This is a genomic window from Arthrobacter sp. P1_A5 (genome assembly GCF_056406825.1).
This window is the reverse complement of record NZ_JBFTZL010000045.1, coordinates 1-22973: the sequence shown is the minus strand read 5'-3', so window position 1 is coordinate 22973 and position 22973 is coordinate 1. Positions and strand designations below refer to the sequence as shown.

General features: G+C 67.0%; 22 protein-coding genes, 1 tRNA gene and 1 pseudogene. 6 read left to right on the top strand and 18 right to left on the bottom strand.

From position 1 onward, the window contains the following. The 3 genes and pseudogenes from AC1D1S_RS09265 to AC1D1S_RS09255 all read right to left on the bottom strand — a co-directional run. Nucleotides 1-497, bottom strand: a pseudogene (locus AC1D1S_RS09265) (glycosyl transferase family 1); the annotation flags it as partial. A gap of 9 nt (nucleotides 498-506) precedes the next feature. Then, entirely contained in the window at nucleotides 507-905 is a 399-nt protein-coding gene (locus tag AC1D1S_RS09260; protein ID WP_476994278.1) for a 6-pyruvoyl trahydropterin synthase family protein, read from the bottom strand. Nucleotides 906-908: 3 nt separating this feature from the next. Continuing rightward, nucleotides 909-1970, bottom strand: a complete 1062-nt coding sequence (locus tag AC1D1S_RS09255; protein ID WP_476994277.1) for a zinc-dependent alcohol dehydrogenase — start codon at nucleotides 1968-1970, stop codon at nucleotides 909-911. 127 nt (nucleotides 1971-2097) lie between these two features. On the opposite strand from AC1D1S_RS09255, the gene AC1D1S_RS09250 reads away from it, so the two are divergent. The 3 genes from AC1D1S_RS09250 to AC1D1S_RS09240 all read left to right on the top strand — a co-directional run bounded on the left by AC1D1S_RS09250 (nucleotide 2098) and on the right by AC1D1S_RS09240 (nucleotide 4484). Continuing rightward, nucleotides 2098-2187, top strand: a tRNA-Ser gene (locus AC1D1S_RS09250). Nucleotides 2188-3301: 1114 nt separating this feature from the next. Next, on the top strand, nucleotides 3302-3553 hold the full coding sequence (locus tag AC1D1S_RS09245) for a hypothetical protein (RefSeq protein ID WP_476994276.1): 252 nt from the start codon (nucleotides 3302-3304) through the stop codon (nucleotides 3551-3553). Between the two features lie 619 nt (nucleotides 3554-4172). Further along, nucleotides 4173-4484: a hypothetical protein gene (locus tag AC1D1S_RS09240; RefSeq protein WP_476952403.1), complete on the top strand. Its 312-nt coding sequence runs from the start codon at nucleotides 4173-4175 to the stop codon at nucleotides 4482-4484. A gap of 86 nt (nucleotides 4485-4570) precedes the next feature. Here the strand turns inward: AC1D1S_RS09240 and AC1D1S_RS09235 are convergent, their stop codons facing one another. Beyond that, nucleotides 4571-5347 (bottom strand): type 1 glutamine amidotransferase domain-containing protein, encoded by a 777-nt coding sequence (locus AC1D1S_RS09235; RefSeq protein WP_476994275.1) that lies wholly within the window; start codon nucleotides 5345-5347, stop codon nucleotides 4571-4573. Nucleotides 5348-5477: 130 nt separating this feature from the next. On the opposite strand from AC1D1S_RS09235, the gene AC1D1S_RS09230 reads away from it, so the two are divergent. Further along, a complete protein-coding gene (locus tag AC1D1S_RS09230) occupies nucleotides 5478-5846 on the top strand; it encodes a hypothetical protein (protein WP_243182169.1) in 369 nt (122 codons plus the stop codon). 33 nt (nucleotides 5847-5879) lie between these two features. Here AC1D1S_RS09230 and AC1D1S_RS09225 read toward each other — a convergent pair whose 3' ends face one another. The 14 genes from AC1D1S_RS09225 to AC1D1S_RS09160 all read right to left on the bottom strand — a co-directional run bounded on the left by AC1D1S_RS09225 (nucleotide 5880) and on the right by AC1D1S_RS09160 (nucleotide 21242). Then, nucleotides 5880-6065: a hypothetical protein gene (locus tag AC1D1S_RS09225; RefSeq protein ID WP_243182168.1), complete on the bottom strand. Its 186-nt coding sequence runs from the start codon at nucleotides 6063-6065 to the stop codon at nucleotides 5880-5882. Between the two features lie 128 nt (nucleotides 6066-6193). Then, entirely contained in the window at nucleotides 6194-6433 is a 240-nt protein-coding gene (locus AC1D1S_RS09220) for a hypothetical protein (protein ID WP_476994274.1), read from the bottom strand. 183 nt (nucleotides 6434-6616) lie between these two features. Next, on the bottom strand, nucleotides 6617-7258 hold the full coding sequence (locus tag AC1D1S_RS09215; protein ID WP_476994273.1) for a LutC/YkgG family protein: 642 nt from the start codon (nucleotides 7256-7258) through the stop codon (nucleotides 6617-6619). After that, nucleotides 7255-8820 carry a LutB/LldF family L-lactate oxidation iron-sulfur protein gene (locus AC1D1S_RS09210; protein WP_476994272.1) on the bottom strand — a complete coding sequence of 522 codons (1566 nt, stop codon included), beginning with the start codon at nucleotides 8818-8820 and terminating at the stop codon, nucleotides 7255-7257. The genes AC1D1S_RS09215 and AC1D1S_RS09210 overlap by 4 nt, the downstream gene beginning before the upstream one ends. Then, the gene (locus AC1D1S_RS09205) at nucleotides 8817-9620 is read right to left on the bottom strand and encodes a (Fe-S)-binding protein (protein ID WP_476943890.1); all 804 of its coding nucleotides are present in this window, start codon (nucleotides 9618-9620) and stop codon (nucleotides 8817-8819) included. The genes AC1D1S_RS09210 and AC1D1S_RS09205 overlap by 4 nt, the downstream gene beginning before the upstream one ends. Then, nucleotides 9617-11197: a rhamnulokinase gene (locus tag AC1D1S_RS09200; RefSeq protein WP_476994271.1), complete on the bottom strand. Its 1581-nt coding sequence runs from the start codon at nucleotides 11195-11197 to the stop codon at nucleotides 9617-9619. Before AC1D1S_RS09200 ends, AC1D1S_RS09205 begins: the two co-directional genes overlap by 4 nt. A gap of 11 nt (nucleotides 11198-11208) precedes the next feature. Further along, on the bottom strand, nucleotides 11209-13245 hold the full coding sequence (locus AC1D1S_RS09195) for a bifunctional aldolase/short-chain dehydrogenase (protein ID WP_476994270.1): 2037 nt from the start codon (nucleotides 13243-13245) through the stop codon (nucleotides 11209-11211). A 3-nt stretch (nucleotides 13246-13248) separates the two neighbouring features. Then, nucleotides 13249-14427 (bottom strand): L-rhamnose isomerase, encoded by a 1179-nt coding sequence (gene rhaI, locus AC1D1S_RS09190; protein ID WP_230008181.1) that lies wholly within the window; start codon nucleotides 14425-14427, stop codon nucleotides 13249-13251. After that, complete coding sequence (locus AC1D1S_RS09185; RefSeq protein WP_028277160.1) at nucleotides 14424-14807, bottom strand: L-rhamnose mutarotase; 384 nt, start codon at nucleotides 14805-14807, stop codon at nucleotides 14424-14426. Before AC1D1S_RS09185 ends, rhaI begins: the two co-directional genes overlap by 4 nt. Then, complete coding sequence (locus AC1D1S_RS09180) at nucleotides 14804-16252, bottom strand: L-fucose/L-arabinose isomerase family protein (protein WP_028277161.1); 1449 nt, start codon at nucleotides 16250-16252, stop codon at nucleotides 14804-14806. Before AC1D1S_RS09180 ends, AC1D1S_RS09185 begins: the two co-directional genes overlap by 4 nt. Nucleotides 16253-16437: 185 nt before the next feature. Continuing rightward, on the bottom strand, nucleotides 16438-17505 hold the full coding sequence (rhaS, locus tag AC1D1S_RS09175; protein ID WP_476994269.1) for a rhamnose ABC transporter substrate-binding protein: 1068 nt from the start codon (nucleotides 17503-17505) through the stop codon (nucleotides 16438-16440). Between the two features lie 74 nt (nucleotides 17506-17579). Then, on the bottom strand, nucleotides 17580-18662 hold the full coding sequence (locus tag AC1D1S_RS09170) for an ABC transporter permease (protein WP_476946070.1): 1083 nt from the start codon (nucleotides 18660-18662) through the stop codon (nucleotides 17580-17582). Further along, complete coding sequence (locus AC1D1S_RS09165) at nucleotides 18655-19701, bottom strand: ABC transporter permease (protein WP_243182157.1); 1047 nt, start codon at nucleotides 19699-19701, stop codon at nucleotides 18655-18657. The genes AC1D1S_RS09170 and AC1D1S_RS09165 overlap by 8 nt, the downstream gene beginning before the upstream one ends. Beyond that, the gene (locus tag AC1D1S_RS09160) at nucleotides 19698-21242 is read right to left on the bottom strand and encodes a sugar ABC transporter ATP-binding protein (RefSeq protein ID WP_476943883.1); all 1545 of its coding nucleotides are present in this window, start codon (nucleotides 21240-21242) and stop codon (nucleotides 19698-19700) included. The genes AC1D1S_RS09165 and AC1D1S_RS09160 overlap by 4 nt, the downstream gene beginning before the upstream one ends. A gap of 246 nt (nucleotides 21243-21488) precedes the next feature. Here AC1D1S_RS09160 and AC1D1S_RS09155 point away from each other — a divergent pair, with 246 nt between their 5' ends. Both AC1D1S_RS09155 and AC1D1S_RS09150 read left to right on the top strand, forming a co-directional pair. After that, nucleotides 21489-22499 carry a LacI family DNA-binding transcriptional regulator gene (locus tag AC1D1S_RS09155; RefSeq protein ID WP_028277166.1) on the top strand — a complete coding sequence of 337 codons (1011 nt, stop codon included), beginning with the start codon at nucleotides 21489-21491 and terminating at the stop codon, nucleotides 22497-22499. A 12-nt stretch (nucleotides 22500-22511) separates the two neighbouring features. Continuing rightward, nucleotides 22512-22973: SRPBCC family protein (locus AC1D1S_RS09150; RefSeq protein WP_476994268.1), on the top strand; the 462-nt coding region annotated here is incomplete at its 3' end.

Sequence of the window (22973 nt, the reverse complement as noted above, 5' to 3'; positions counted from 1 at the left end):
GTCCCGGGCAGGGCCACCCGGAGGCCGTCGAGGCCGTGGCGGGCGCGGATGCCCGCCGCGGCCGAACCGCTTGTGCAGATGACGCCGGCAGCCGCCCGCAGGGCCCTGCGTTCGCGCTCCGGGTGGTCCGGCAGGGGCATGTGCAGCAGGATCCAGACCCGGTCCCCCGCCGCAGCGGCCCCTTCCAGCTCCTCGGGCGCACCGCAGGCGAGGAGGCTGTCGACCACCGTCACTGTGCCCCAAGTTGCGGCGCCGGCAGTTGCGGGGCCGCCGCCCCAGGCGTGGCCGCCGTCGGGCCCCGCATGCAGCAGCGTGGCCAGGCGCCGCCGGTCCCCCGCGCTGCCTCCCGGCCAGTCGCCGTCGAGCGGGCAGGTTTCCACCGCGGCACCGAGGGCCGTCAACTCCCGGGCGAGCGCCGCGTTGTAGACGTTGCCACCGGAGTTGTGCCGGACGTTGCCGGGCACCACAAGACGGATACGAGGGCTGGCCGGCGGCATCTGCGCCGCCTAGCTGGCGTCGAAGTCCAGCGAGTAGCTGGCCCAGGCATCGKGGGTCTCGCGCAGGGTGACGTCCAGCCCGGCGAGGTCGCGCCCGTCGTTGCCGACGCGGATCTGGGTGGCGACGGCGTCGGCGATGTACCGGGCGAGGGCTTCGGTGGTGCTCAGCTTGCCGGAGAAGTCCGGGTGCTCGTCGAGGTTCTTGTAGTTCAGCTCGTCCAGGATCTCGTCCACCGCGTCCCCTGCCGCGCCGATGTCCAGCACGATCGCGTCGTCATTGAGCTCACGACGGCGGAAGGTCACCTCCGTGACGAAGGTGGCCCCGTGCAGGCCCTGGGCCGGGCCGAAGACTTCGCGCGGAAGGCTGTGGGCGATCATGAAGTTGCGGCGGACGGTCAGACTAAACACGGGCTACCTCGTGGCTTCGGTGGGCTGGTCGGCGGATTTGAACTCTGTGGGCTGGTCGGCGGATTGAGCGTCCCAGGACGGGTATTCGATGACGTGGCACAGGGCGTCCAGGTTGCCGTCGGCGAGGCGCTGGACGACGCCGGGGAGCTCTGCGAACGTCGAGGAGCCGGTCAGGAAGACATCGAAGACCGGATCCTGCAGCAGGGACACGGCGAGCGCGAGACGCTCGGCGTTGGTGCGGCGGTGCCGGCGGGCGCGGGCCACCATCCCCACCTGGCTGGCGCGGATGGACAGACGGCGGGCGTGGAAGTCCTCCCCCAGTGGGAGGGAGATTTTCCGGTCGGCGTACCAGGACATTTCGATGATGTCGCCGTCGTCGCCCACCAGCTGCAGGCTTCGCTGCAGTCCTTCCTGCGAGGCCGAGCAGTGGATCACGATGTCGCAGTCCGGGAGGGCATCGTCGGGGTGGCTGAAGTCGACGCCGAGGGCGTCCGCGAACGCTCTTTTGGCGGGGTCGACGTCGATCAGTTGCAGCCGCGCGAGCGGAAAACCGGCCAGGAGCCTGGCCACCATACCGCCGACCAGTCCGGCCCCAATCACGGCAACCCTGTCGCCCAAGCGAGGTCCGGCCTCCCAGAGGCCGTTGATCGCGGTTTCCACGGTGCCGGTGAGCACCGCGCGGCGGGCCGGGACGCCGTCGGGGATCACGGTGAGTGATTCGACCCGGACGATGAAGCGGTCCTGATGCGGGTAGAGGCAGAAGACGGTCCTCCCGGCCCAGCCTTCCGGCCCGTCCTCAACCACGCCCACGGTGAGGTAGCCGAACTTCACCGGGTACGGGAAGTCCCCCACCTGGTTGGGGGCGGCCATCGCGTTGGCGACGCACTCCGGGACACTCGCACGGTGGACCACCAGTTCGGTGCCCTTGCTGATGCCCGAATACAGGGTCCGGACCAGTGCCTCCCCGGGGCCGGGGGCGGGCAGGTCCTCGCTGCGGAGCTCGCCTTGTTCCGGGCCGACGGTCCAATAGGCGGTGGCCGTGGCGTGCTGTTCAGAAGTAGTCATTGTGCTTACGAATCTAGTGCCCGGGCTGTTCGCGGGGAAGGGTGCCGGGTTCCGGCGAGTCGGTGTGAGGGTGCTGTTGGGGCTCGTTTTGTGGATGGGCGCCTTGCTCCGGTACCCTAGTCAGGTTGGTGACGTGTCCGAGCGGCCGAAGGTGCAACACTCGAAATGTTGTTTGGTGTAAAAGCCAACGTGGGTTCAAATCCCACCGTCACCGCCACGGAAAACCCCCGAGAAACCGGGGGTTTTCTACATTTCTCGGGGCCTTCGTGGTGCATTTTTGGTGCAAATTTCGAGGAATCGTCGCCGCAACGAGATGCCAACGCACGCACTTGGGGTGCGACGACTGCCCCGGCGGCGGCGCCAAGATCCCTCACCTCAGAGATGGAAGCTCCATCTGCGCCAGTCGCTTCACGGCTTCGGGCGTAGGCCGGCCCCGCGTCGCGTCCAGGGTGACCCTCAGCTGCGCGGCCAGAATGTTACGGCGCACATGTAGAGCCAATTCTCTCCGAGCCTCCGGATCCCTCCGGAGCTTCCCGTCCGGCGTTCTCAACGTGTCGAAGGGGGACGGCAGCTTTGGGGGCCTTAGCTGTGCAAGTCGTACTACCGCCTCCGGCGTCTGACGTCCCTGGACGTCGTCCAGGGTAATCCGAAGCTGGGCCGCCCGGATTCCCCTCCGTATACGCAGAATGGTTTCCATCCTGGACGCTCGGGCGTCCGGACCCACATCAGATATTGCCTCGCCCCTCTCAGTGCGCTGCATTCATCATCTCCGAGAGGTCCACGACAGCCAAGGGCTTCGCGGCTATGAGGCGGACCGTGTACCTATTCTGGGCTGACGGAGGCCAACGGCCGCTGTAGGCGAGCGCATGGGGCTCGAACCCAGATTGTCAGCCCAGGGTTTTTAGGGGTGACAACTTCAGGTATTCCGAGTTCTACCAAGTTCTAGGTGGTTCTACGGTTTTTCCTAGAACCACCTAGAACTTGGTAGATCTTTCCAGATCAGTCCTCCGTCCGGCTCGAGAGGAGAAGCATCTCAGAACGTGTTCTGAGTCCGGTCGACCGGTAGCTTCAACGCCGGGCCGCCCCGACATCAACGCCCACAACATAACGGTCATTATGTTGTGGATTGACTGCGCACTCTCGGGCGAAGAAGCGGCCAGCAGCCTGGCGGGTCTTTGCACGACGATCCGCCGGTATGGGAACCTGCGCCGACAAGGGTGCCGCGGGAGGATGGGCCCAGATCCCGCGAGCCTAACGTCGCCTTATACTCCCGGACTAGGTCCGAAGCGCCCCCCTTGTGCAATGGCGGAACGCCATGCAAGAGTGCGCCCATGAATGAATCCGCTGCTAAGGTCGCGCGCAAACTCAGCACAATTCCAGTTCGTGTGTCTCGCCAAATGACCCCCACCGAGTATCAGGTTCGCGTGGCCGAGGTCCTCAACCTTTTTGACATAGAAGCAGTGGGTGACGAAACGGGTGTGCATTACGGGGGCGAGGGCATTGCGCTGGAAGATCAGCCTCTACTCGCGGCCATTCGCGTACTCATTGGAAGGCGGTTCGGCGTCCCGGACGATCTACAGTAGCCCGACAGGAGGTGTCCTTCGGATCTAATGTCGCGTTCCCTGGTCTTGGTCCGGACGCAGGGGTGGCATCGGTCATTCCAGCCGTCACACCGGTCCTGAATCAAACTGCCATTTTCACCTGGCCGGAGCTGTAGGGGTTCCACCAGGTTCACCCCCCACTTATACGGAGTTATAGGGCGTTATAGGGTATTCCCTAGAACCCCATAGAACTCCTTATAAATGGAAATATTGGTGCGGCGAACCGGCCGAGGTGCTCCACTCACCGCTGGCCACGCACATCCGCTATCGCCGCGCCAGTTAGGTCCGTAGGCGCTGCCGGCCACCGCTCGGCAGGACGGTCATTCACCCGGCTCGGGGCGGTAGGTGGCGAAGGCGAGACGGTCGGTGGACCAGCCCAGCGCGGTGGCGGGGTGGACTCCAGGTCTCACAACCAGAGAGGTACGCCGTGGGGAGCGGGACGAGAATGAGCAGAGGCCGCAAAATATGGCTCGGTGTGCTGGCAGTAACGGTTGCCTTTGTCACCGCACTCTTCCTCTGGTCATCGTGGAAGAGCGATCAGATCGTCGCTGAGCTCAAGACGATTGCCGACCGCCTCCAACCAGAGCCGGGATGGGAACCCTTGAGAACACAGAATCCGGTGGGCAGTGCGCTGTGCATCCCGCTCGATGGACCTTGCTCCCAGTACGCATACCGTTGGGACACTCACCGGAAGTACCTGGAGGGTGACCTGGAGCGGTACGTTCAGCAGGTGGGTTTGACGCCCCAGGAGTACAAGCCATGCGTACGGGAACAGAGGATCAATGCCGGCGGACTGGACTGCCGGGGTGTTGGAGTCATTGACGGCTGGAACGTACGCATCACGATCAGTGACTACGGTCGGGACGACGACACCAACATTGTGCAGGTCGTGGTCAACAAGTACGGCTACTGATCCTTGTTTTGTGTTCGCGGTTGCCGCATACCGGAGGCGGCCACCCCGTTGCCGGGGTGGCCACCAGTTCCAGTGCGATCTTGGCGTTAGTGCTCCGCTTCAGCGGCAGCCTTCTTGGCGTCCTTCTCGGCGTCCTTTTCGGCGCGCAGTGCCTCCGCGTCGTGCTGTTCCTCGGCCTTTTCCTGATGGATGACCGCTGCGAAGAGCTTCTCCATCTCCTTGGCCACGCCGGCGGCCGAGGCCGGGTTCTGGCCGGTCACCAGCCGGTCGTCAACCACGACCTTCTCCTCAAAGACGTCAGCGGAGACGTGGGTGGCGCCCTGTTCCTCAAGCCGGTCGGCCAAGAAGAACGGGATGACCTTGTCTTTCCCTGCGGCAATCTCCTCGTCGTTGGTGAAGGCGGCCACCTTCCGGCCCTCGACGAGGCGAAGTCCGTTCTTCAATTCCACGTTCAGCAGGCCGGCCGGTCCGTGGCAGACCGCGCCGACCAAGCCGCCGGCGTTATAGACGCTGGCCACCAGATTCTGCAAGCCTTCGCTGTCCGGGAAGTCCCACATCGTGCCGTGGCCGCCCACGAGGTAGACGGCGTCGTACTGGTCGGGGTCAACGACGTCGACGCGGGCAGTGTTGTAGAGGCCGGCGCGCGTGGTCTCGTCCTCCGTGAAGGCGACCTGGATGGGATCTTCTGAGTCCACCTCGTCGCGCGGGGGCTGGCCGCCCTGGATGGAGGCGAAGTCGACGAAATGCCCGGAATCMTTGAAGACCTTCCAGGGATGTGCAGCCTCGGCCACGTTGTAGCCGGTCTTCTCTCCGGTATCGCCGATCTCGGAAACGCTGGTCAGTACCATGAGGATTTTCTTCATGAAGTGCTCCTTTCGTCCACCATCCACCCTACGCCCAGCCCATTCGGGCCCTCCCTCCCCGCCGTCTTTTGCCTGCCGGCAGGCCTGCCTGGCTCTTGACCATTGAGGCAACGCCCTAGAGCCTTGGGGCATGAGAACTCGATACCACTTGGGCCTCGCAGCCGCTGCAGGGTTGGCGCTGCTGTGCGGGTGCGCGATGCAGGGGGATCCGGCAAGTGGGACCCCGGCCAAGCCAACAACGATGGCCGCCTCAGGCTCGCCGTACAGTCTCTACACACACTGCGGCATCCATGAAGCGCTCGTGCAGGGCGCCTATTTCGTCGCAGACGAGGCGCTGGACGACGGCCACGGCAACCCGCCTGAAGGCTGGATGAACCCCTACCAGCCCGGCGCCATCACAGTGACCGGCCCAAAGGCCATCTTCCGCGATGACGCCGGCCACACGGTGACCTTCCATGCCCGCCCCGGCGCCACAGGTTTCCTCACCACCTGCTCCTAAAACGCAGGCACCGGCCCCCGAAGCCAAAACGGACTAGTCGTCGCAGTTCTGCAGGACCCAGTTCTGAGCGCGCCAGATGACGTTGTAGAGGTTGTAGGGTGCGACATCAAAGGTCTCCCACTTCTGGCCGACGTGAGCGGTCCAGTCAGGAATGGCGCCACAGCAGACACGGTGTCCGAAGACATAGAACAGTGCATGTGGCAGAGCGCGCTTCATCATGGAATGCCTTTCCATTGTCGCCGGCCCCCGACTGGGGCTAGCGTAGCCGCGTGCTCATAGCGTCATCGTAGCGGACCTCGTCCTGGCTCCCCCAGAAACGCGCGGTTCCGTCGGGCGCTGCCAGCCGTTCACAGCTCCCCCTCGAGGTGCTCCATTTCCATGCACGCGTCCTCGTAGGAAACGTCGCCGTTCCGGAATGCCTGCTCGAGTTCCTTGGCCCTGCGCCGTGAATGGGCGGTGCTCAGTGTTCCCATGAGGCCAGCCTCCAGATAGTCGAACCTGGAGTGCGTGGGCTGCTGGTCGCGGGCGTGGTCCCTGGCGGGGACGTGCCGGCGGATTGTCGCGCGGAACCAGGCGCCAGGATGCATTAGGCGATGCGCATAGGCTCTGGGGTCGACTAGGTACATGCTTCCATGGTTCATCTCCCTGCTGAGAAGAACATGAGTTTCCTCTGAGTGATCGGGGCAAACGACTTTCCGGGGCCGTCGCCGCCACCCAGGAGGGCCCGCTTCCCTCGCGCTGGTAGGGAAGCGGGCCCCGGTCTCCGGCTTCTACCCGCGGACGATCACGACGTCCAGGGTCCGGGGGCCGTGGACGCCTTCGACGCGTTCGAGTTCGATGTCGCTGGTGGCGCTCGGGCCGCTGATCCAGGTCTGCGGGCGGGTGCCGTCGAGCCGGCGGAGGGCCTCCGGCAGGATGGCGGTAATGTCCCCGGCCCGGACAATGCAGATGTGCCGGTCCGGGACGAGGCTGATGACCCGGCGCCCCTGGTCCGGTGCGGCGTCGAGGATGATGGTGCCGGTTTCGGCGACGGCGACGGCGCTACCGGTGACGACGGCGTCGATCCCGTCGAGCTCCTCGACGCTGAGCCGCTGCCCGGGGGCGTCGGTGACGCGGCGGCCGGAGCCGCCGTCGCGAGCGTCCGCCTCCACAAACAGGGACTCCGCGAGGCCGTGCGGCACGGCGTAGCGGCCGGTGCCCTCCAGCAGTGCTGCGAGCCGCTGCGGGACCGCGGCGGCTTCCTCGATGACGACGTTCGCCTTGTAGTCGAGGAGCCGGTCCGTCAGCAGTTCGATGAGCTCCTCCCCGCCCAGCCCGGAGGAGCGCCGGTAGTCGCGGGGCACCTCCGGTACCGCCGGGGCGTCCCGGAGGGCGGAGCGGATCCGGTCGAGTATGTCTGCGCGCGCGTTCACGGGTTCTCCTCTGTTCCGGCTGATCCTGGGCCGGGGGCGTCGGTGCCGGCAGCCGGGGCTGCATCGGGTCTGGCGGCCCGGTGTTCCTTGTTCCACCATTGACGGAAAGACTGCCCCGGCGGTGCGGGGATGTCCCGGCTCTGGGTCCAGCCGGCGGCGATGCCGGGCAGTTTGGTGATCTTCCGGTCCGGCCCAGCGGCAAGCCGGCCCAGGGGCAACGCCTTCTCCACGAGGCCCAGGTTCTTTCCGGAGGACAGCGCCCAGGAGGCCGCCTTCATGCCGACGTCCATCTGGCTCGGCATCGCCCTTTTCCTGCGGTTCTTGCCGCGTTTGCTGTCCACGTCCTCGCCCCGCAGGTGCACCAGGATGTCCGGGATGTTGATCTTCACCGGGCAGGCGTCGTAGCAGGCTCCACACAGGGACGAAGCGTATGGCAGCGAGTTGTTCTCCTCCGCCGTGATCCCGGTCAGCAGCGGGGACAGGATCGCGCCGATCGGTCCAGGGTAGGTGGATCCGTAAGCGTGCCCGCCGGTGCGTTCGTAGACGGGGCAGACGTTCATGCAGGCGCTGCAGCGGATGCAGTGCAGCGCGGAGCGGCCCATCTCGTCGGCCAGGGCGGCGCTGCGCCCGTTGTCCAGCAGGACGAGGTGGACGTTCTGCGGGCCGTCGTCGGGCGTGACGCCGGTCCACAGCGAGGTGTAGGGGTTCATCCGCTCGCCGGTGGATGACCGCGGGAGCAGCTGCATGAACACTTCGAGGTCCTCCCAGCCCGGCAGCAGTTTTTCGACGCCCATGACGGTGATGAGCGTTTCCGGCAGCGTCAGGCACATGCGCCCGTTGCCTTCGGATTCGACGACGGCGAGGGTCCCGGAGTCTGCGAGGGCGAAGTTCGCGCCGGACACGGCCACCTTGGCGCTGAGGAACTTGCGGCGCAGGTGTGCCCGGGCGGCCGCGGCGAGGCGGGCCGGCTCGTTGGTGAGCTCCGGATCCACCCCCTCCATTTCGCGCAGGAAGATGTCCCGGACCTGGCTGCGGTTCTTGTGGATGGCCGGGACCAGGATGTGGCTGGGCTTGTCGTGGTCCAGTTGGACGATGAGCTCGGCGAGGTCGGTCTCGTAAGCCGCGATGCCCTGTTCTTCGAGGTATTCGTTGAGGCCGATTTCCTGCGTGGCCATGGACTTGACCTTGACCACCTCGGTGGCGCCCTGGTCCCGGATGAGGGCGGCGACAATGCTGTTGGCTTCGCCGGCGTCCCGGGCCCAGTGGATGGTCCCCCCACGGGCGGTGAAGTTCGCCTCGAACTCTTCGAGCAGTTCCGGTAGCCGGGTCATGACGGATTCCTTGATCGCCCGGCCCGCCTCGCGCAGCTCCTCCCAGTCGGGGAGTTCGGACACGACGGCCAGCCGCTTGTCCCGGATGGTCCGGGTGGCGTGGCCGAGGTTGGCCCGCAGCTGGGGGTTGCCGAGCTCGCGGCGGGCGGCTTTCGGGAAGGGCTCGTGTTCGTGCAGGTTGCCGATGCCGAAGACCGGCAGGGACGGCATCCCCAGGAATGTGCCGCTCATCGTGCGGTCCTTCCGGTGGTGAGGCGGACGTCGCCGGAGACGGCGGCGGGATTCTCGAGGGTGCTGGCCAGGATCTCGGCGAAGTGCATCGTGGTGACGCCGGTGCCCTGCCGGGACAGTCCGCCACCGATGTGCATCAAGCAGGACGCGTCGCCGCCGGCGCAAAGGTCGGCGCCCGTGCCGCAGATGTTGGCGGTCTTGTCCGCCAGCATCGCCGAGGACACGTCCGCGTTCTTCATCGAGAAGGTGCCGCCGAAGCCGCAGCACTGGTCGGCCTCGGGCAGTTCGGCCAGTTCGATGCCGCCAACCGAGCGCAGCAAGTCCAGTTGGCGGTCGCCGAGCCGGAGCAGGCGCATGCCGTGGCAGCTGGGGTGGTAGGTGATCCGGTGCGGGAAGTACGAGCCCAGCTGCGCCGCTGCGTCGGTGACGCCCAAGACATCCACCAGGAGCTGGGAGAGCTCGTAGGTTTTGGCTCCGACGGCGGCGGCCCGGGCTTCCAGCCCGGCGTCCCCGCAGCGGCGGGCGACCATGGGGTGCTGGTGCTTCACGGAGGCGACGCAGGAGCCGGACGGTGCGACGGCGACGTCGTACTCATCGTCTTCGAAGGCCTTCACATGGTTGGCGACGACGGGCAGCGCCTCCTTGAGGTAGCCGCTGTTGACGTGCATCTGCCCGCAGCAGGCCTGGCCGGCCGGAAAGATGACCTCGTGGCCGAGGCGTTCGAGGATGGACACCGTGGCGCGGGCCGTGGCTGGGTACATGGCGTCCACGATGCATGTGGCGAAAAGCGCGATCCTCACTGGGCACCTCCGCTGGGGACGACGCTCTGGTGTGCGGCCCGGGCTGAGGGCACGTACTCCGCCGGGTGCTGGGAGGCACGCACCACCGCGCGCAACTCCCCCAACCCGCCGCTGAGCACGCCTGCGGCGCGGGCCTGGACCAGGACGTTGCCCAGGGCCGTGGCTTCCACGGGTCCGGCGATCACGCGTTTGCCGGTGGCGTCGGCGGTGAGCTGGCACAAAAGCCGGTTCTGGGATCCGCCGCCCACAATGTGTACGACGCCGGCCTGGACGTCGGCGAGCCGTTCGGCGTCGGCGATGGTCCGGGCGTAGCCGGCGGCGAGGCTGTCCAGGATGCACCGCACGATGTGCGCGGGATGCTCCGGCAAGACAGCGCCGGTGTTCCGGACCGCGGCCCGGATCCGTTCGGGCATGTTGTCCGGGGCGATGAAACAGGGGTCGTCGGCGTTGATGACCGGGCCGCCGGGCGGAAGAGTCGCGGCCGCGTCGAGCAGTTCCTCGAGCCCCGGCCGGTAGCCTTCGGCGGCCCAGGTGCGCTGGCATTCGCTGAGCAGCCAGAGGCCGCCGACGTTGCGCAGGTAGCGGATGGTGCCGTCCACGCCGCGTTCGTTGGTGAAGTTCGCGGTCCGGCTGGCCTCGGTCAGGACCGGGTGGGACAGTTCGACGCCGACCAGGGACCACGTGCCGGAGGAGACGTACGCGAAATTCCCGGTAGCAGCTCCGGCGCCAGCGCCTCCGGCGTCCGCCGGGACGGCGGCGACGGCCGAGGCGGTGTCGTGCGAGCCGACGGCTACCACCGCGGTGGTTTCGGGAAGTCCCAGGCGTGCCGCGATGTCCTTGGCGAGGGTGCCGACGGTCTCGCCGGGCTGGATCAGCGGCGGGAACAGGTTCGTGGGGAGGTCCAGGGCGGTGAGGAACTCCGTGGCCCACTCCCCCGCGACGGCGTCGAAGAGCCCGGTGGTGGAGGCGTTGGTGGCCTCGGTGCGGCGCTGGCCGGTGAGCAGGAACCCGATGAGGTCCGGGATGAGCAGCGCCTGCAGCCCCTCCAGCGCCGGCTCCGTGGCGAGCTGGTAGATCGTGTTGAACGGCAGGAACTGCAGCCCGGTGGTGGCGTAGAGCCGGGCCGGATCGAGTCTTTTGTGGACCCGGGAGATGGCGGCACGGGACCGGTCGTCGCGGTAGCTGAACGGCGCCGCGACMAGGTCACCGGCGTCGTTGACCAGCCCGTAGTCCACGGCCCAGGTGTCGATCCCGATGCTGGCGATGCTCTCGCCGCGGGCCGCTGCCGCCGTGGCGGCGGCCGCGAGCCCGGCGAGGACCTCGGCGAACAGCGCGTCGAAGTCMCAGCGGAGGCCGCCGTCGAGCTCCTTGACCCCGTTGGGGAACCGGCGCACGGTCTCCAGCTCGGCCCTCGCCCCACCGGGACTGCCCGCGACCCGGCCCAGGATGACCCGGCCTGAGGACGCGCCGATGTCGATTGCGGCAAAAGCACTGCCGGCATCGACATCCCCAGCGAACGGGTCGCCGCCGGGCGCGGTATCCGCTGGTGGCGCAGTGTTCAGCGCAGGAAGGTTCATCCCAGGAAGGCTCATCGCAGGAAGGCCGCGGCCACGCCGGCGTCCACGGGGATGTGGAGCCCCGTGGTGTGGGAGAGCTCGCTGCCGGTGAGCACGGCGGCGGCGTTGGCCACGTTTTCGGGCAGCACTTCGCGCTTGAGCAGGGTGCGCTGGGCGTAGTACTTGCCCAGTTCCTCTTCCTGCACGCCGTAGACGGCGGCGCGCTTGGCGCCCCAGCCGCCGGCGAAGATCCCGGAGCCGCGGACCACGCCGTCGGGGTTGATGCCGTTGACCCGGATCCCGTACTCGCCCAGTTCCGCGGCGAGGAGCCTGACCTGGTGGGCCTGGTCTGCCTTGGTGGCGGAGTAGGCGATGTTGTTCGGGCCGGCGAACACGGAGTTCTTGGAGGAGATGTAGATGATGTCCCCGCCCATCTCCTGGCCGATCATCACCTGTGCGGCCGCCTTGGCCACCAGGAACGAGCCCTTGGCCATGACGTTGTGCTGGAGGTCCCAGTCCTTTTCTGTGGTTTCCAGCAGCGGCTTGGAGATGGAGAGCCCGGCGTTGTTGACCACCAGGTCCAGTCCGCCGAAGGCCAGGACGGCTTCCTGGATGGCGGCGGCGATCTGGGCTTCGTCGGTGACGTCGGCCTGGACCCCGATCGCGACGTCGGCGTCGCCGAGTTCCGCGGCCACGGCCCGGGCGTTGTCCAGGTTCAGGTCCGCGATGACCACGCACGCGCCGTCGGCGGCGAAGCGGGTGGCGATCGCCTTGCCGATGCCCGACGCCGCCCCGGTCACCAAGGCGATCCGGCCGGCATGGGATTTCGGCTTGGGCATCCGGGCCAGTTTGGACTCCTCCAGGGCCCAGTATTCGATCCGGAACTTCTCGGCTTCCTCGATCGGGGCATAGCTGGAGACGGCTTCGGCGCCGCGCATGACGTTGATGGCGTTGAGGTAGAACTCCCCCGCCACCCGGGCGGTCTGCTTGTTCGCGCCGAAGGAGAACATGCCCACGCCGGGCACCAGCACGATCGCCGGGTCCGCGCCGCGCAGGGCGGGGCTGTCCGGGGTTGCGTGCCGGTCGTAGTACCCCTGGTAGTCCTCGCGGTAGGCGGTGTGGAGTTCTTTCAGCCGGGCCACGGAGTCCTGGACCGGGGCGTCGGCGGGCAGGTCCAGGACCAGCGGCTTGACCTTGGTGCGCAGGAAGTGGTCCGGGCAGGACGTGCCCAGGGCCCCGAGCCGCGGGTGTTCGGCGCTTTCCAGGAACGCCAGGACGGCGGGGTCGTCGCTGAAGTGCCCCAGCTGCGGCTTGTCGGTGGAGGCGAGGCCGCGGATCACGGGGGCCAGGGCGGCGGCCTTCGCGCGGCGCTCGGTTTCCGGGAGGGCGGCGTAGCCGGCCAGCTTGGGACCGAACGGTTCGTTCTTGCCGTGGTCCTTGATGTACTGCTCGGCCTGTTCGATGATCCACAGCGAGTTGGCCTCGGCTTCCTCGCTGGTGGCGCCCCAGGCGGTGATGCCGTGGCCGCCCAGGATGGTGCCGACGGCCTGCGGGTTGGCGTCCTTGATCGCGGCGATGTCCAGGCCGAGCTGGAAGCCGGGGCGCCGCCACGGCACCCAGGCCACTTTCTCGCCGAAGATCTCCTTGGTCAGGGCCTCGCCGTCGGCGGCCGTGGCGATGGCGATCCCGGAGTCCGGGTGCAGGTGGTCCACGTGGGCGGCATCGACCAGGCCATGCATGGCAGTATCGATCGACGGCGCGGCGCCGCCCTTACCGTGCAGGCAGTAATCGAACGCGGCGACCATTTCGTCTTCACGCTCGACGCCGGGGTACACGTTCCTGAGCGCCTGCAGCCGGTCCAGCCGCAGCACGGCAAGGCCCTCGGCCTTCAGCGTGCCCAGATCCCCGCCGGAGCCCTTGACCCACAGGAGCTCGACGTCGTCGCCGGTCACGGGGTCCTTTTCGGTGCCCTTGGCGGAGGTGTTGCCGCCGGCGAAGTTGGTGTTCCGCTTGTCCGCGCCGAGGCGGTTGGAACGGGAGATCAGTTCTTCAACAGTCTTATTGGTCATTATTTAAGCGCCCCATCCGGCCTGGTGGCCGCCGACGCGGTCCTCGTTGATCTTCTTCTGGTAACCGCTGGCCTTGAAGGCGGCCATCGGGTCCGCGGGCAGGCCGCGGGATTCACGCCAATGCGCCAGCGCGGGGCGGACATCGGTGTAAAAGGCATCGTTGAAGATGCCGTTGGCGGCCAGGACGTCGCCGCTGCGCTGGGCCTCGGCCAGCGCGTCGGTGTCGATCAGCAGGGCGCGGGCGGTCATTTCCTGGACATTGAGCACAGACCGGATCTGGCCCGGGATCTTTTCCTCCAGGTTGTGGCACTGGTCCAGCATCAGGGCGACGGCTGAATTCTCTCCTGCGGACTTGCCGAACCCGCCGCCGCGGATGACCTCGTGCATGATCCGGAAGAGCTGGAAGGGATCCGCCGCACCGACGATCAGGTCATCGTCCGCGTAGAAGCGGGAGTTGAAGTCGAAGGAGCCGAGCTTGCCCAGGCGCAGCAGCTGCATGACGATGAACTCGATGTTGGTGCCGGGGGCGTGGTGGCCGGTGTCGAGGCAGACGAAGGCTTTCTCGCCCAGGGCCAGGGTCTGGGCGTAGGAGGTACCCCAGTCCGGAACGTCGGTGTGGTAGAAAGCCGGCTCGAAGAACTTGTACTCCAGCACCAGGCGCTGCTCGTCGCCCAGGGCCGCGTAGATTTCCTGCAGCGACTCGGCCAGGCGGTCCTGCCGGCCGCGCATGTCGTCCTGGCCCGGGTAGTTGGTGCCGTCCGCGAGCCAGATCTTCAGATCCCGCGAGCCCGTGGCGTTCATGATCTCCAGGCACTCGAGGTGGTGGTCGATCGCGCGGCGGCGGACCGCAGGGTTCGAGGAGGTCAGGGAACCAAACTTGTACTCGTCGTCCTGGAAGGTGTTGGAGTTAATGGTGCCGAGTCCCACGCCGAGCTCCGCCGCGAACTCCTTCAGGGCCGCGTAATCATCCACCTTGTCCCAGGGGATGTGCAGCGCCACGGTGGGCGCGAGTCCGGTGAGTTCGTGGACCTTCGCGGCGTCGGCCAGCTTCTCGTGGACCGTGCGCGGGGTGCCGGGCGTGCCGAACACCTTGAAGCGGGTGCCGGAGTTGCCGTAGGCCCAGGACGGGACCTCGATGGCGAGTTCCCCGAGGCGGCCCAGGGCCGTTTCTGTGGTGTTCATGGTTGTTCCTTCTGCGGTTGGTGGTTGTCCCCGGCGGCGTTGGCCGCGGACAACTGGTCCTCGAGATTGAAGATTTCGGTGAGCTGGAGGAAGCCTTGGTCCGGCGCTCCGGCGAGGTCGTCGAAGAAGCCGGCCATCTCGGCCTGCCAGTGGGCGTTGACGTCAGTGGCTGCCATCCGGGCCTGGGCTTCGGTCAGGCTGTCCGTTTCGAAGTAGCCGATCAGGAGCCCGTCGGGCCGGAGGAAGAGTGAGTAGTTGTTCCAGCCCGAGGCCTTCAGGGCCCGGAGCATCTCCGGCCAGACGGCCGCGTGCCGGCGGGTGTATTCCCCGATCAGCGCGGGCTTGACCTGAAGCTGGAAGCAGACGCGTTCCGTGCTCATGAGAGCACCACGTGGCGGTGTTCGATACCCAGCAGGGATGCGGCGGCCTTGATGTCGGCGGCGCGGTGGCCGACGCACAGGGCCCAGTGGTGGCCGATTCCGGTCTGGCTCCAGACGTCCACCCAGAGCCCGGGGTCCCCGCCGAAGTCCACCCGGGAGGTCGTGTTGCCGATCTGCAGGAGCGGGCCGGGAACCACCTCGCCCTCGGAGGTGACGAACACGTAGCTTCCGTCCGGGTCCTGGCCGAGGCCGAAGGTGGTGACGGGGCCGCGGCGAACGTCGAATTCGACCGAGACGCCCCAGCCGCGTTTGCCGTGGTAGATGCCGAGTCCGCGCAGGAGCGGGTCCTGGGCGGACACGGCCAGGTGGGCCGGGCCGTCGTGTCCCATTTCGACCACGTTGTCGAGGAAGTTCAGGGCCTGGATCTCGGTAAATGATCCCCCGGCGCCGATCGCCTGGGCCGCCAGCATGGCGATGGAGGTCCGCAGCTCGAACTCGCCGGCCATCGGGATGCCCCGGGCCGTCAGGATGGAGGAGCCCAGAATCATCCCGGCGCCGAGCCGTTCGTGCTGTTCGCCGGCCAGTCCGCGGTGATAGTAGGCCACGGAGTCCAGGTCAAAGTCCTCCACAAGGCGGTCCAGGCCGACGGACACCTTCGCGCCCCATGCGAAGTCGTCGTCGTTCACGGAGTCATCCACAACGAAGAGTTCGCGGGCGAGCCCGAGCCGTTCGGTCACCTCCGCCTCCGTGACGGCGTTGACCCGTTCGCGGAGGTCATCGAATTCGAGCACCTCCACGTGGGAGCCGAAGGTGGTGGACACGGTGGTGAGGTCGGTGGCGACATCGAGCATGCCCGGATAGAGGTGGCCCATGAGTCCGTGCCGGGCATTGCGGAGCCGGGCGCGGACGCCGGCGGCGTGCACCCACGCGGTGATCCGCTCCCAGGCGGACTCCTGCTTGAGGTGCCCCGAGACTGAGCGGAAGTCGATTCCGGCCCGGCGGAAGACGTTGGCGACCTCCGGCACCGGGCACTGGCCGCAGTAGGCCAGCCACTTGCCGGTGTCAAAGTTGGCGTGGTCCATCGCTTCGGTTGGCTGCAGGTCGATCACCAGGACGGGGGTTTTCGCGCGCTGGGCGATGGGCAGGACCATGGAGGACGTCAGGTACGTGGTGAGGAAGATGACGATGAGGTCGCAGTCGGCGACACGGAGTTTTTCGCCGGCCGCGGCGGCTTCCTGCGCGTCGGAGATGAAGCCGGTGTCGATGACGTCGGCGTCGAGTTCCTGGAAGCGGCCGGTGACGTAGCGGACGGACTCCCGCAGCTGCGGCAGCAGCTCCGGGAACTGGGGCCAGTAGGCGCCGAGGCCGCCGGAGACCAGCCCGATGCGGGTGGGGCGGCGCCGATGCGGTTGCAGCAGCCGGTCTGCCGGTTGTTTCTGGTTCATGTGGGGGCCTTCCGGCATGAAAAAGGGGAACTGGGGCTCCGGAACGTGGTTTCCGGGCACGGCTRTGGAGCAGGCGCCGTGGGCCCGGTGCTGTGGCACCGGTGAAGCGGAACGGAGTGAAGTGGTGAGGTGCCGGGCGGGCTGTCGGCGGCCCGCCCGGCCGCTCGGGATGGGTCAGGTAAGGATTAGAAGTTGTACTTGTCGATGTTCTCGGCGTTGAAGACCGTCGGCGGGCCGACGATCACCAGGCCGCCCTTTTCGACCTTGCGTTCGCCCAGTTCGCCGGCGGTGAAGGTATCCCCTTCGGCGCCGGTGATCTTGCCGTCCTTGAGGGCCTTGCCGGCGAACGCCGCAACGTAGCCGAGCTGTGCCGGATCCCAGAGGGCGAACTCCTTGACGGTGCCGTCCTTCACGAAGGGCCGCATTTCATTCGGCAGTCCGAGCCCGGTGAGGGCAACCTTGCCCTTGTAGGCGGACGTTGAGAGGTACCGGGCGGTAGCGGYGATGCCCACTGTGGTGGGCGAGATGATGCCCTTCAGGTTCGGGTGGGCCTGCATGAGGCCCTGGGCTTCCTGGAAGGACTTGGTGTCGTTGTCATCGCCGTAGACCTTGGCCACAAGCTTGATGTCCTTGTACGCGGGGTTGGAGGCGAGCTCCTCCTCCATGTACTTAATCCACTCGTTCTGGTTGGTGGCGTTGGCGGTGGCGGACAGGATGGCGATCTCGCCGCTGCCGCCGATCTGCTCGGAAATCAGCTTGGTCTGGATCAAGGCAACGTCCTTGGCGACGACCTGGCTGATGAAGATGTCGCGGCAGTCGGGATTGGTATCCGAGTCGAACGCGACGATCTTGGCGCCGGCGGAACGGGCTTCGCCGAGGGCCGTGCAGACGGCGTCGGGGTCATTGGCGGCAATCGCGATGACGTTCGTGCCGGCCTGAGTCTCGGCGTTGATGAACGAAACCTGGCTGGAGGCGGAGGCTTCCAGCGGTCCGACGACCTGCGAGGAAGCGAATCCTGCCTCGGTGGCGCCCTTCTTGCCGCCGCCCAGAACAACGTCCGTGTACGGGTTGTTCAGCTGCTTGGGGATGAAGGTGATCTTCTGGTCCCCGCCGCCTGCCGAGGGGCTGCTGGTATCGGTCGAGGATGCAGAGCCGCTGTTGCAGGCTGTCAGCGCCAGTGCGGCCACGGCGGTGATGGCCACCATGCTTCCCAGTCGGCCGGTCCGGCCCTTGTTCTTGCGGTTCAACATCATTGTTCTTCCCTTTTCCTTCGTGCGGTCGGTACAGCCGGTCCCAGGCGGGCGCGGTTTGTTGTGGTGTGCAGATTTCAGGTGGTCTTGCGGGTGAAACTTCGGCGGACGCGGCGGGCGTGCCGCCATTGCCTGATGGCGGAGCCGATGCTCGGCGCCACCACTGAGAGGATCAGCAGCAGTCCGGTCACCGTGATGAGGACGACGTCGGACACCCGGGCCAGGCGGAGGGCGTAGTTGAGCGTGCCGATCAGCAGGACGCCGGCGATGACGCCGGGGATGGAGCCCTTGCCGCCGAAGATCGACACGCCGCCCAGCAGGACGGCGGCGATGACGGCCAGTTCCAGGCCGGAGGCGTTGTCGCTGCGGGCGCTTGTGTAGCGCAGCGTCCAGTAGATGCCGGCGAGAGCCGAAACGGCGCCGGACCCGACGTAGAGCCAGAACTTGCTGCGGGCGACGTTGATCCCGACGAAGCTGGCGGCTTCCTTGCTGTAGCCCATCGCATAGAGGCCGCGTCCGAACGGTGTGAAGTGCAGCAGCACGCCGAAGAAGACCATCACCACGACGACGCCGATCATCACCGTGGGGATGCCGGTGCCGCCGATTTTGGAGGTGAAGAAGGCGGTCAGCGCCTTGGGGAAGTTGGCCACGGCGTTGTCGCCGATGATGACCAGGGCCAGGCCGCGGAACAACGCCAGGGTGCCGATGGTGACCGCCAGGGAGGGCAGTCCGAGGACCGCGATCAGGAAGCCGTTGAACATGCCGGCGGCAATTCCTGCCAGCAGGCTGATTGCCAGGGCCAGCCAGATGTCCGTCCCGCCGGCCCAGAGGACGCCCATCAGGGCGCTGGTCAGGCCGGCGGTGCTGGCCACGGACAAGTCGATTTCGCCCGTGATGATGATCAGTGTCATCGGCATGGCAATCAGCAGGACCGGGATGACGTCCAGGAGCAGGAAGCCGGTGGTGACCGGCGAGGCGAAGCGCGGGATGGCGATGGCGGCGTAGATCAGGAAAGCAATCAGGGCGTAGATGGTGACGGCGTCACGGCCCATCAGGATCCGCGCGGCGCCGGTCCGGCCCTTCGGTTCGCTGGCCAGTGGCTTGGTGTTGTCAGCCACGGGAGCCGGCGCCGTGCTGGTGGTGGACGTGGTTTCAGACATTGCGAGCCTCGCTAATCCGCAGTTTCTTGGCTGTGCGCAGGCTGGCCACGCGGTCGATGATGATGGCGGTGAGGATCAGCACGCCGACGATCGCCTGCTGCCAGAATTTGTCCACCCGCAGGGCGGTCAGGGAGCTGGTGATGGTGGTCAGGAGGACGGCGCCGAGCGCGGCCCCGGTCACCGATCCGCTGCCGCCGAAGATGGCCACACCACCGACGACGGCGGCCGCCACCACGGTCAGTTCCATCCCGGTGCCGGTGGTGGCGCCGACGGAGTTGAAGCGGCTGGCGTAAAGCACACCGGCCAGGCCGGCGAGCGCGCCGTTGGCCAGGAACGCGAGGAACACGCGCTTGGAGACCTTGATGCCGAACGCGGTGGCCGCGTCCGGGTCCGAGCCGATGGCGTACAGGTCACGGCCCGGGCGGGTGCCGGACATGTAGATGGCGACGGCGATCACGACGACGATGGCCAGCAGCGTGATGACGGGGAACCCCAGAAAGGTGTTCACCGAGAGGGCGCCGAACTCCTCCGGACGGTCGCCGGCGAAGTACTGCTTGCCGCCGGCCCAGGCGTTGTTCAGGCCGCGGTACACGTAGAGCGTCCCGAGGGTGATGACCAGGGCGGGCACTTTGGCCAGCGTGACCAGGGCGCCGTTGACGGCGCCCAGCAGCGCCCCGAAGGCCATGCCGATCACAAAGACTGCGATGATCGGCACGTCGGGCATGGCCGAGAAGAGGGAGCCGGTGCCGAAGGCGACCAGCCCYAGCATGGAGCCGACGGAAAGGTCGATGTTCCTGGTGATGATCAGCAGGGTCTGCCCCACCGCCAGAATCATGATGATCGTGGCGTTGAGCAGCAGGTCCTTCACGCCCTGCGCGGTGAGGAACAGCGGGTTGATCAGGTAGGTGACGAGTACCAGCAGTGCCAGCGCGATCAGCACGGGGAGTTCGCGCATCCGCAGCAGCGAGGCGACGGCGCCCCGGGCGCCGGCGTCGGGTGCCGGCGTCGTTGCGTTCTTGTGGTCCAGAGCTGAGCTCACAGGGTTCCTCCTGCGGAAGACGTGGCGGCGTGCATGACCGATTCGGGGTTCGCATCGGCACGGTCGAGTTCGGCGGTGATCCGGCCTTCGCGCATGACCAGGACGCGGTCCGCCATGCCGAGGACCTCGGGCAGTTCGGAGGAGATCATCAGGATCGCGATCCCGCGCCCGGCGAGGTCCGAAATGAGCCGGTGGACCTCGCTCTTGGTGCCGACGTCGATGCCGCGGGTGGGCTCGTCGATGATCAGCAGCCGCGGGTCCGTGGCCAGCCACTTGGCGAGCACCACCTTTTGCTGGTTGCCGCCGGAGAGCGTGGAGACGGCGTACTCCTGCGAGCCGGTCTTGACCTGGAGCCGTTTGCTCCATTCCTGGGCCGCGCGCCGCTCGGCGCCCCCGTTAATCAGGCCCGCCGTCGTGTACTTGTTGCGCAGCGTGAGCGTGACGTTCCGGGCCACGGACAGGTCCATCACGAGGCCCTGCTTGCGGCGGTCCTCCGGCACGAAGCCCATGCCGGCGGTGATGGCCACCTGGGGATTCCGCGGCCTGAGCTTGCGTCCGTCGAAGGTAATATCGCCGGCGTCGTAGGGGTCGATGCCGAATACGGCGCGGGCCACCTCGGTGCGGCCGGCGCCGACGAGGCCGGCCAAGGCAACAATTTCCCCGGCGCGGACCTCGAAGCTGATATCGCGGAACACCCCTGCGCGGCTGAGGCCGTCCACTTTCAGGACCACGTCGCCGATCTCGGCCGGGGTCTTGGGGAACAGKGCGCCAATGTCGCGGCCCACCATCTCGCGAACGATCTGCTCGACGGTGACGTCGGCCGTGCGGTGGGTGGAGATATACCGGCCGTCCCGCATCACGGTGATGCGGTCGCACAGGTCAAAGACCTCGTCGAAACGGTGCGAAATGAAGAGGATGCCGGTCCCGCGGTCCCGGAGGCTCCGGGCCACGGAGAACAGCCGTTCGACCTCGACGCCGCTGAGGGCTGCCGTGGGCTCGTCCATTACCAGGACTTTGGCGTCCAGCGAAATGGCCTTGGCGATTTCAATGATTTGCTGGTCCGCGATGGACAGGCCTTCGGCGATGCGGGTCGGGTCGATCGGAACGCCAAGCCGCTCGAACAGCTTGCGCGCCTCCCTGACCATGGTCGCTTTGCTGATGAGCCCGAAGCGGCCCTTGGGCTGGCGGCCGATGAAAATGTTCTCCGCGACACTCAGGTCCGGGAAGAGCGTGGGTTCCTGATAGATGACCGAGATTCCGGCGTCCTTGCTCTCGGCAACATTGCGGAACTGGACGCTCTGGCCTGCCACCTGGAAGTCGCCGGAATCGGGGTGGTGCAGGCCTGCGAGGATTTTCACCAGCGTGGACTTGCCGGCGCCGTTCTCGCCGACGAGTGCGTGGATTTCGCCAGCCTCGATGTGGATGGTGCCGTCGGCCAGGGCGACCACCGGGCCAAAGGTCTTGGCTGCGTGGGAGAGCGAGAGAACCGGAACCTGCTCCCCCTCAGCGGGGCCGGACCGGGAACTGTGTGTCTGCTGCATAAAATTGACCGCACCTTTGGGGCTTAGTGAACACTGCAATGAATCGTTTCATAACGAGTTGTGATTTGAATCATAAGGTCTTCGAATCAACACGTCAACTGACCTCAGGGATTCGAGACGCCGCTTTTGATTCGTTTCAATGAAAGGGTTCAAAGTGGACCCCGGGCGGGTATCCTGAAGTGACTATTTTGCGTACGCGCCGCCTGGCCCCAAAGGCTGCGGCGTCCACCTTCAGGAGCACAGGAAATGGTTTCAGCGAGCGTCAAGGACGTCGCGGCACTGGCCGGCGTCTCGGTGGGGACGGTCTCCAATGTGCTGAACCGGCCGCAGAAGGTTTCCGCGGAAGTTACCCTGAGGGTCCAGTCCGCCATCGACAAGCTCGGCTTCGTCCGGAACGACGCCGCGCGCCAGTTGCGCGCGGGCATGAGCCACAGCATCGGCCTGGTGGTCCTGGATGCTGCGAACCCCTTCTTCTCGGATCTGGCCCGGGGCGCGGAGGACCGCGCCGCCGCGGAGAACTTCACCGTCCTCGTCGGCAACAGCAACGAGGACGAGGGCCGGGAATCCGCGTATCTGGACCTCTTTGAGCAGCAGCGCGTGCGGGGCGTGCTGCTGTCCCCGGTAGGAAATGTGATCCCCCGGTTGGAGCAGCTCCGGCGCCGGGGCATCCCGACAGTGCTCGTGGACAGGCAGACAGAGAACACGAGCTTCTCCTCGGTGGCCGTGGACGACCTGGCGGGCGGGGAGATGGCTGCGGCCCACCTGTTGTCGCTGGGCAGGCGGCGCATCGCGTTTATCGGCGGCCCGGCAAGCATCCGGCAGGTGGCGGACCGTTTGGCAGGGGCGCGGAAGGCCATCGACGCCGTGGCGGGTGCAACGCTCGAGGTCATCGCCACGGAATCTCTGACCGTGCTTTCGGGCAGGGCGGCCGGCGAGTCCATCCGGTCCCGGCCCGAAGCCGAACGCCCGGATGCGATCTTTGCAGCCAACGACCTGCTTGCCGTGGGTGCCCTGCAGGGCCTGATGCTCATGGGCGGCGTCAAAGTGCCGCAGGAGATCGCCCTGATCGGCTACGACGACATAGAGTTCGCCGCCGCCGCCGTCGTGCCGCTGTCCTCCATCCGGCAGCCCAGCGCCCTCATCGGCTCCACCGCACTGGAACTGTTGCTCCGGGAGGCGGCATCGGAGGACGGCTTTGCACCCACCCAGGTGGTCTTTCCGCCCGAATTGATAGTGAGGGCATCCACGCAGGGCTGAAAGGAGGCTCCGATGGGCAGCACAGATTATGAGTTCCGGACCGTCTGGCGCGTGGCGGGCACGCCGGAGGAGGTCGCGGCGGTCTTGGGCGACGCCACGGCCCTGCCCCGGTGGTGGCCTTCCGTCTATCTCAGCATCGAGCCCGTGGCCGGCGGACCGGAGCCCGGGCCCGGCATTCCGCGCCCCACGCGCCTGTACACGAAGGGCTGGCTGCCCTATACGCTCCGCTGGACCCTCACGGTTACGGAGCCCGTCACGGCCCGCGGCTTCGCCCTCACCGCGGCAGGCGATCTGAACGGCACCGGCCGCTGGACCTTTGAAGAGGATGGGCCGGAAACGGTCATCACCTACGACTGGCGCGTCAGCGCCGCCAAGCCCCTGCTGCGGCGGCTGAGCTGGCTGCTGAAGCCGGCCTTCGCCGCCAACCACCGCTGGGCGATGGCCCGTGGCCAGGAGAGCCTCGCCCTGGAACTG

Coding starts and splice junctions, on each gene's coding strand:
- AC1D1S_RS09255 (WP_476994277.1), bottom strand. CDS start 1,970: ATGACTACTTCTGAACAGCACGCCACGGCCACCGCCTATTGGACCGTC.
- AC1D1S_RS09245 (WP_476994276.1), top strand. CDS start 3,302: ATGAATGAATCCGCTGCTAAGGTCGCGCGCAAACTCAGCACAATTCCA.
- AC1D1S_RS09230 (WP_243182169.1), top strand. CDS start 5,478: ATGAGAACTCGATACCACTTGGGCCTCGCAGCCGCTGCAGGGTTGGCG.
- AC1D1S_RS09225 (WP_243182168.1), bottom strand. CDS start 6,065: ATGATGAAGCGCGCTCTGCCACATGCACTGTTCTATGTCTTCGGACAC.
- AC1D1S_RS09220 (WP_476994274.1), bottom strand. CDS start 6,433: ATGCATCCTGGCGCCTGGTTCCGCGCGACAATCCGCCGGCACGTCCCC.
- AC1D1S_RS09210 (WP_476994272.1), bottom strand. CDS start 8,820: ATGAGCGGCACATTCCTGGGGATGCCGTCCCTGCCGGTCTTCGGCATC.
- AC1D1S_RS09195 (WP_476994270.1), bottom strand. CDS start 13,245: ATGACCAATAAGACTGTTGAAGAACTGATCTCCCGTTCCAACCGCCTC.
- rhaI (WP_230008181.1), bottom strand. CDS start 14,427: ATGAACACCACAGAAACGGCCCTGGGCCGCCTCGGGGAACTCGCCATC.
- AC1D1S_RS09185 (WP_028277160.1), bottom strand. CDS start 14,807: ATGAGCACGGAACGCGTCTGCTTCCAGCTTCAGGTCAAGCCCGCGCTG.
- AC1D1S_RS09180 (WP_028277161.1), bottom strand. CDS start 16,252: ATGAACCAGAAACAACCGGCAGACCGGCTGCTGCAACCGCATCGGCGC.
- AC1D1S_RS09170 (WP_476946070.1), bottom strand. CDS start 18,662: ATGTCTGAAACCACGTCCACCACCAGCACGGCGCCGGCTCCCGTGGCT.
- AC1D1S_RS09155 (WP_028277166.1), top strand. CDS start 21,489: ATGGTTTCAGCGAGCGTCAAGGACGTCGCGGCACTGGCCGGCGTCTCG.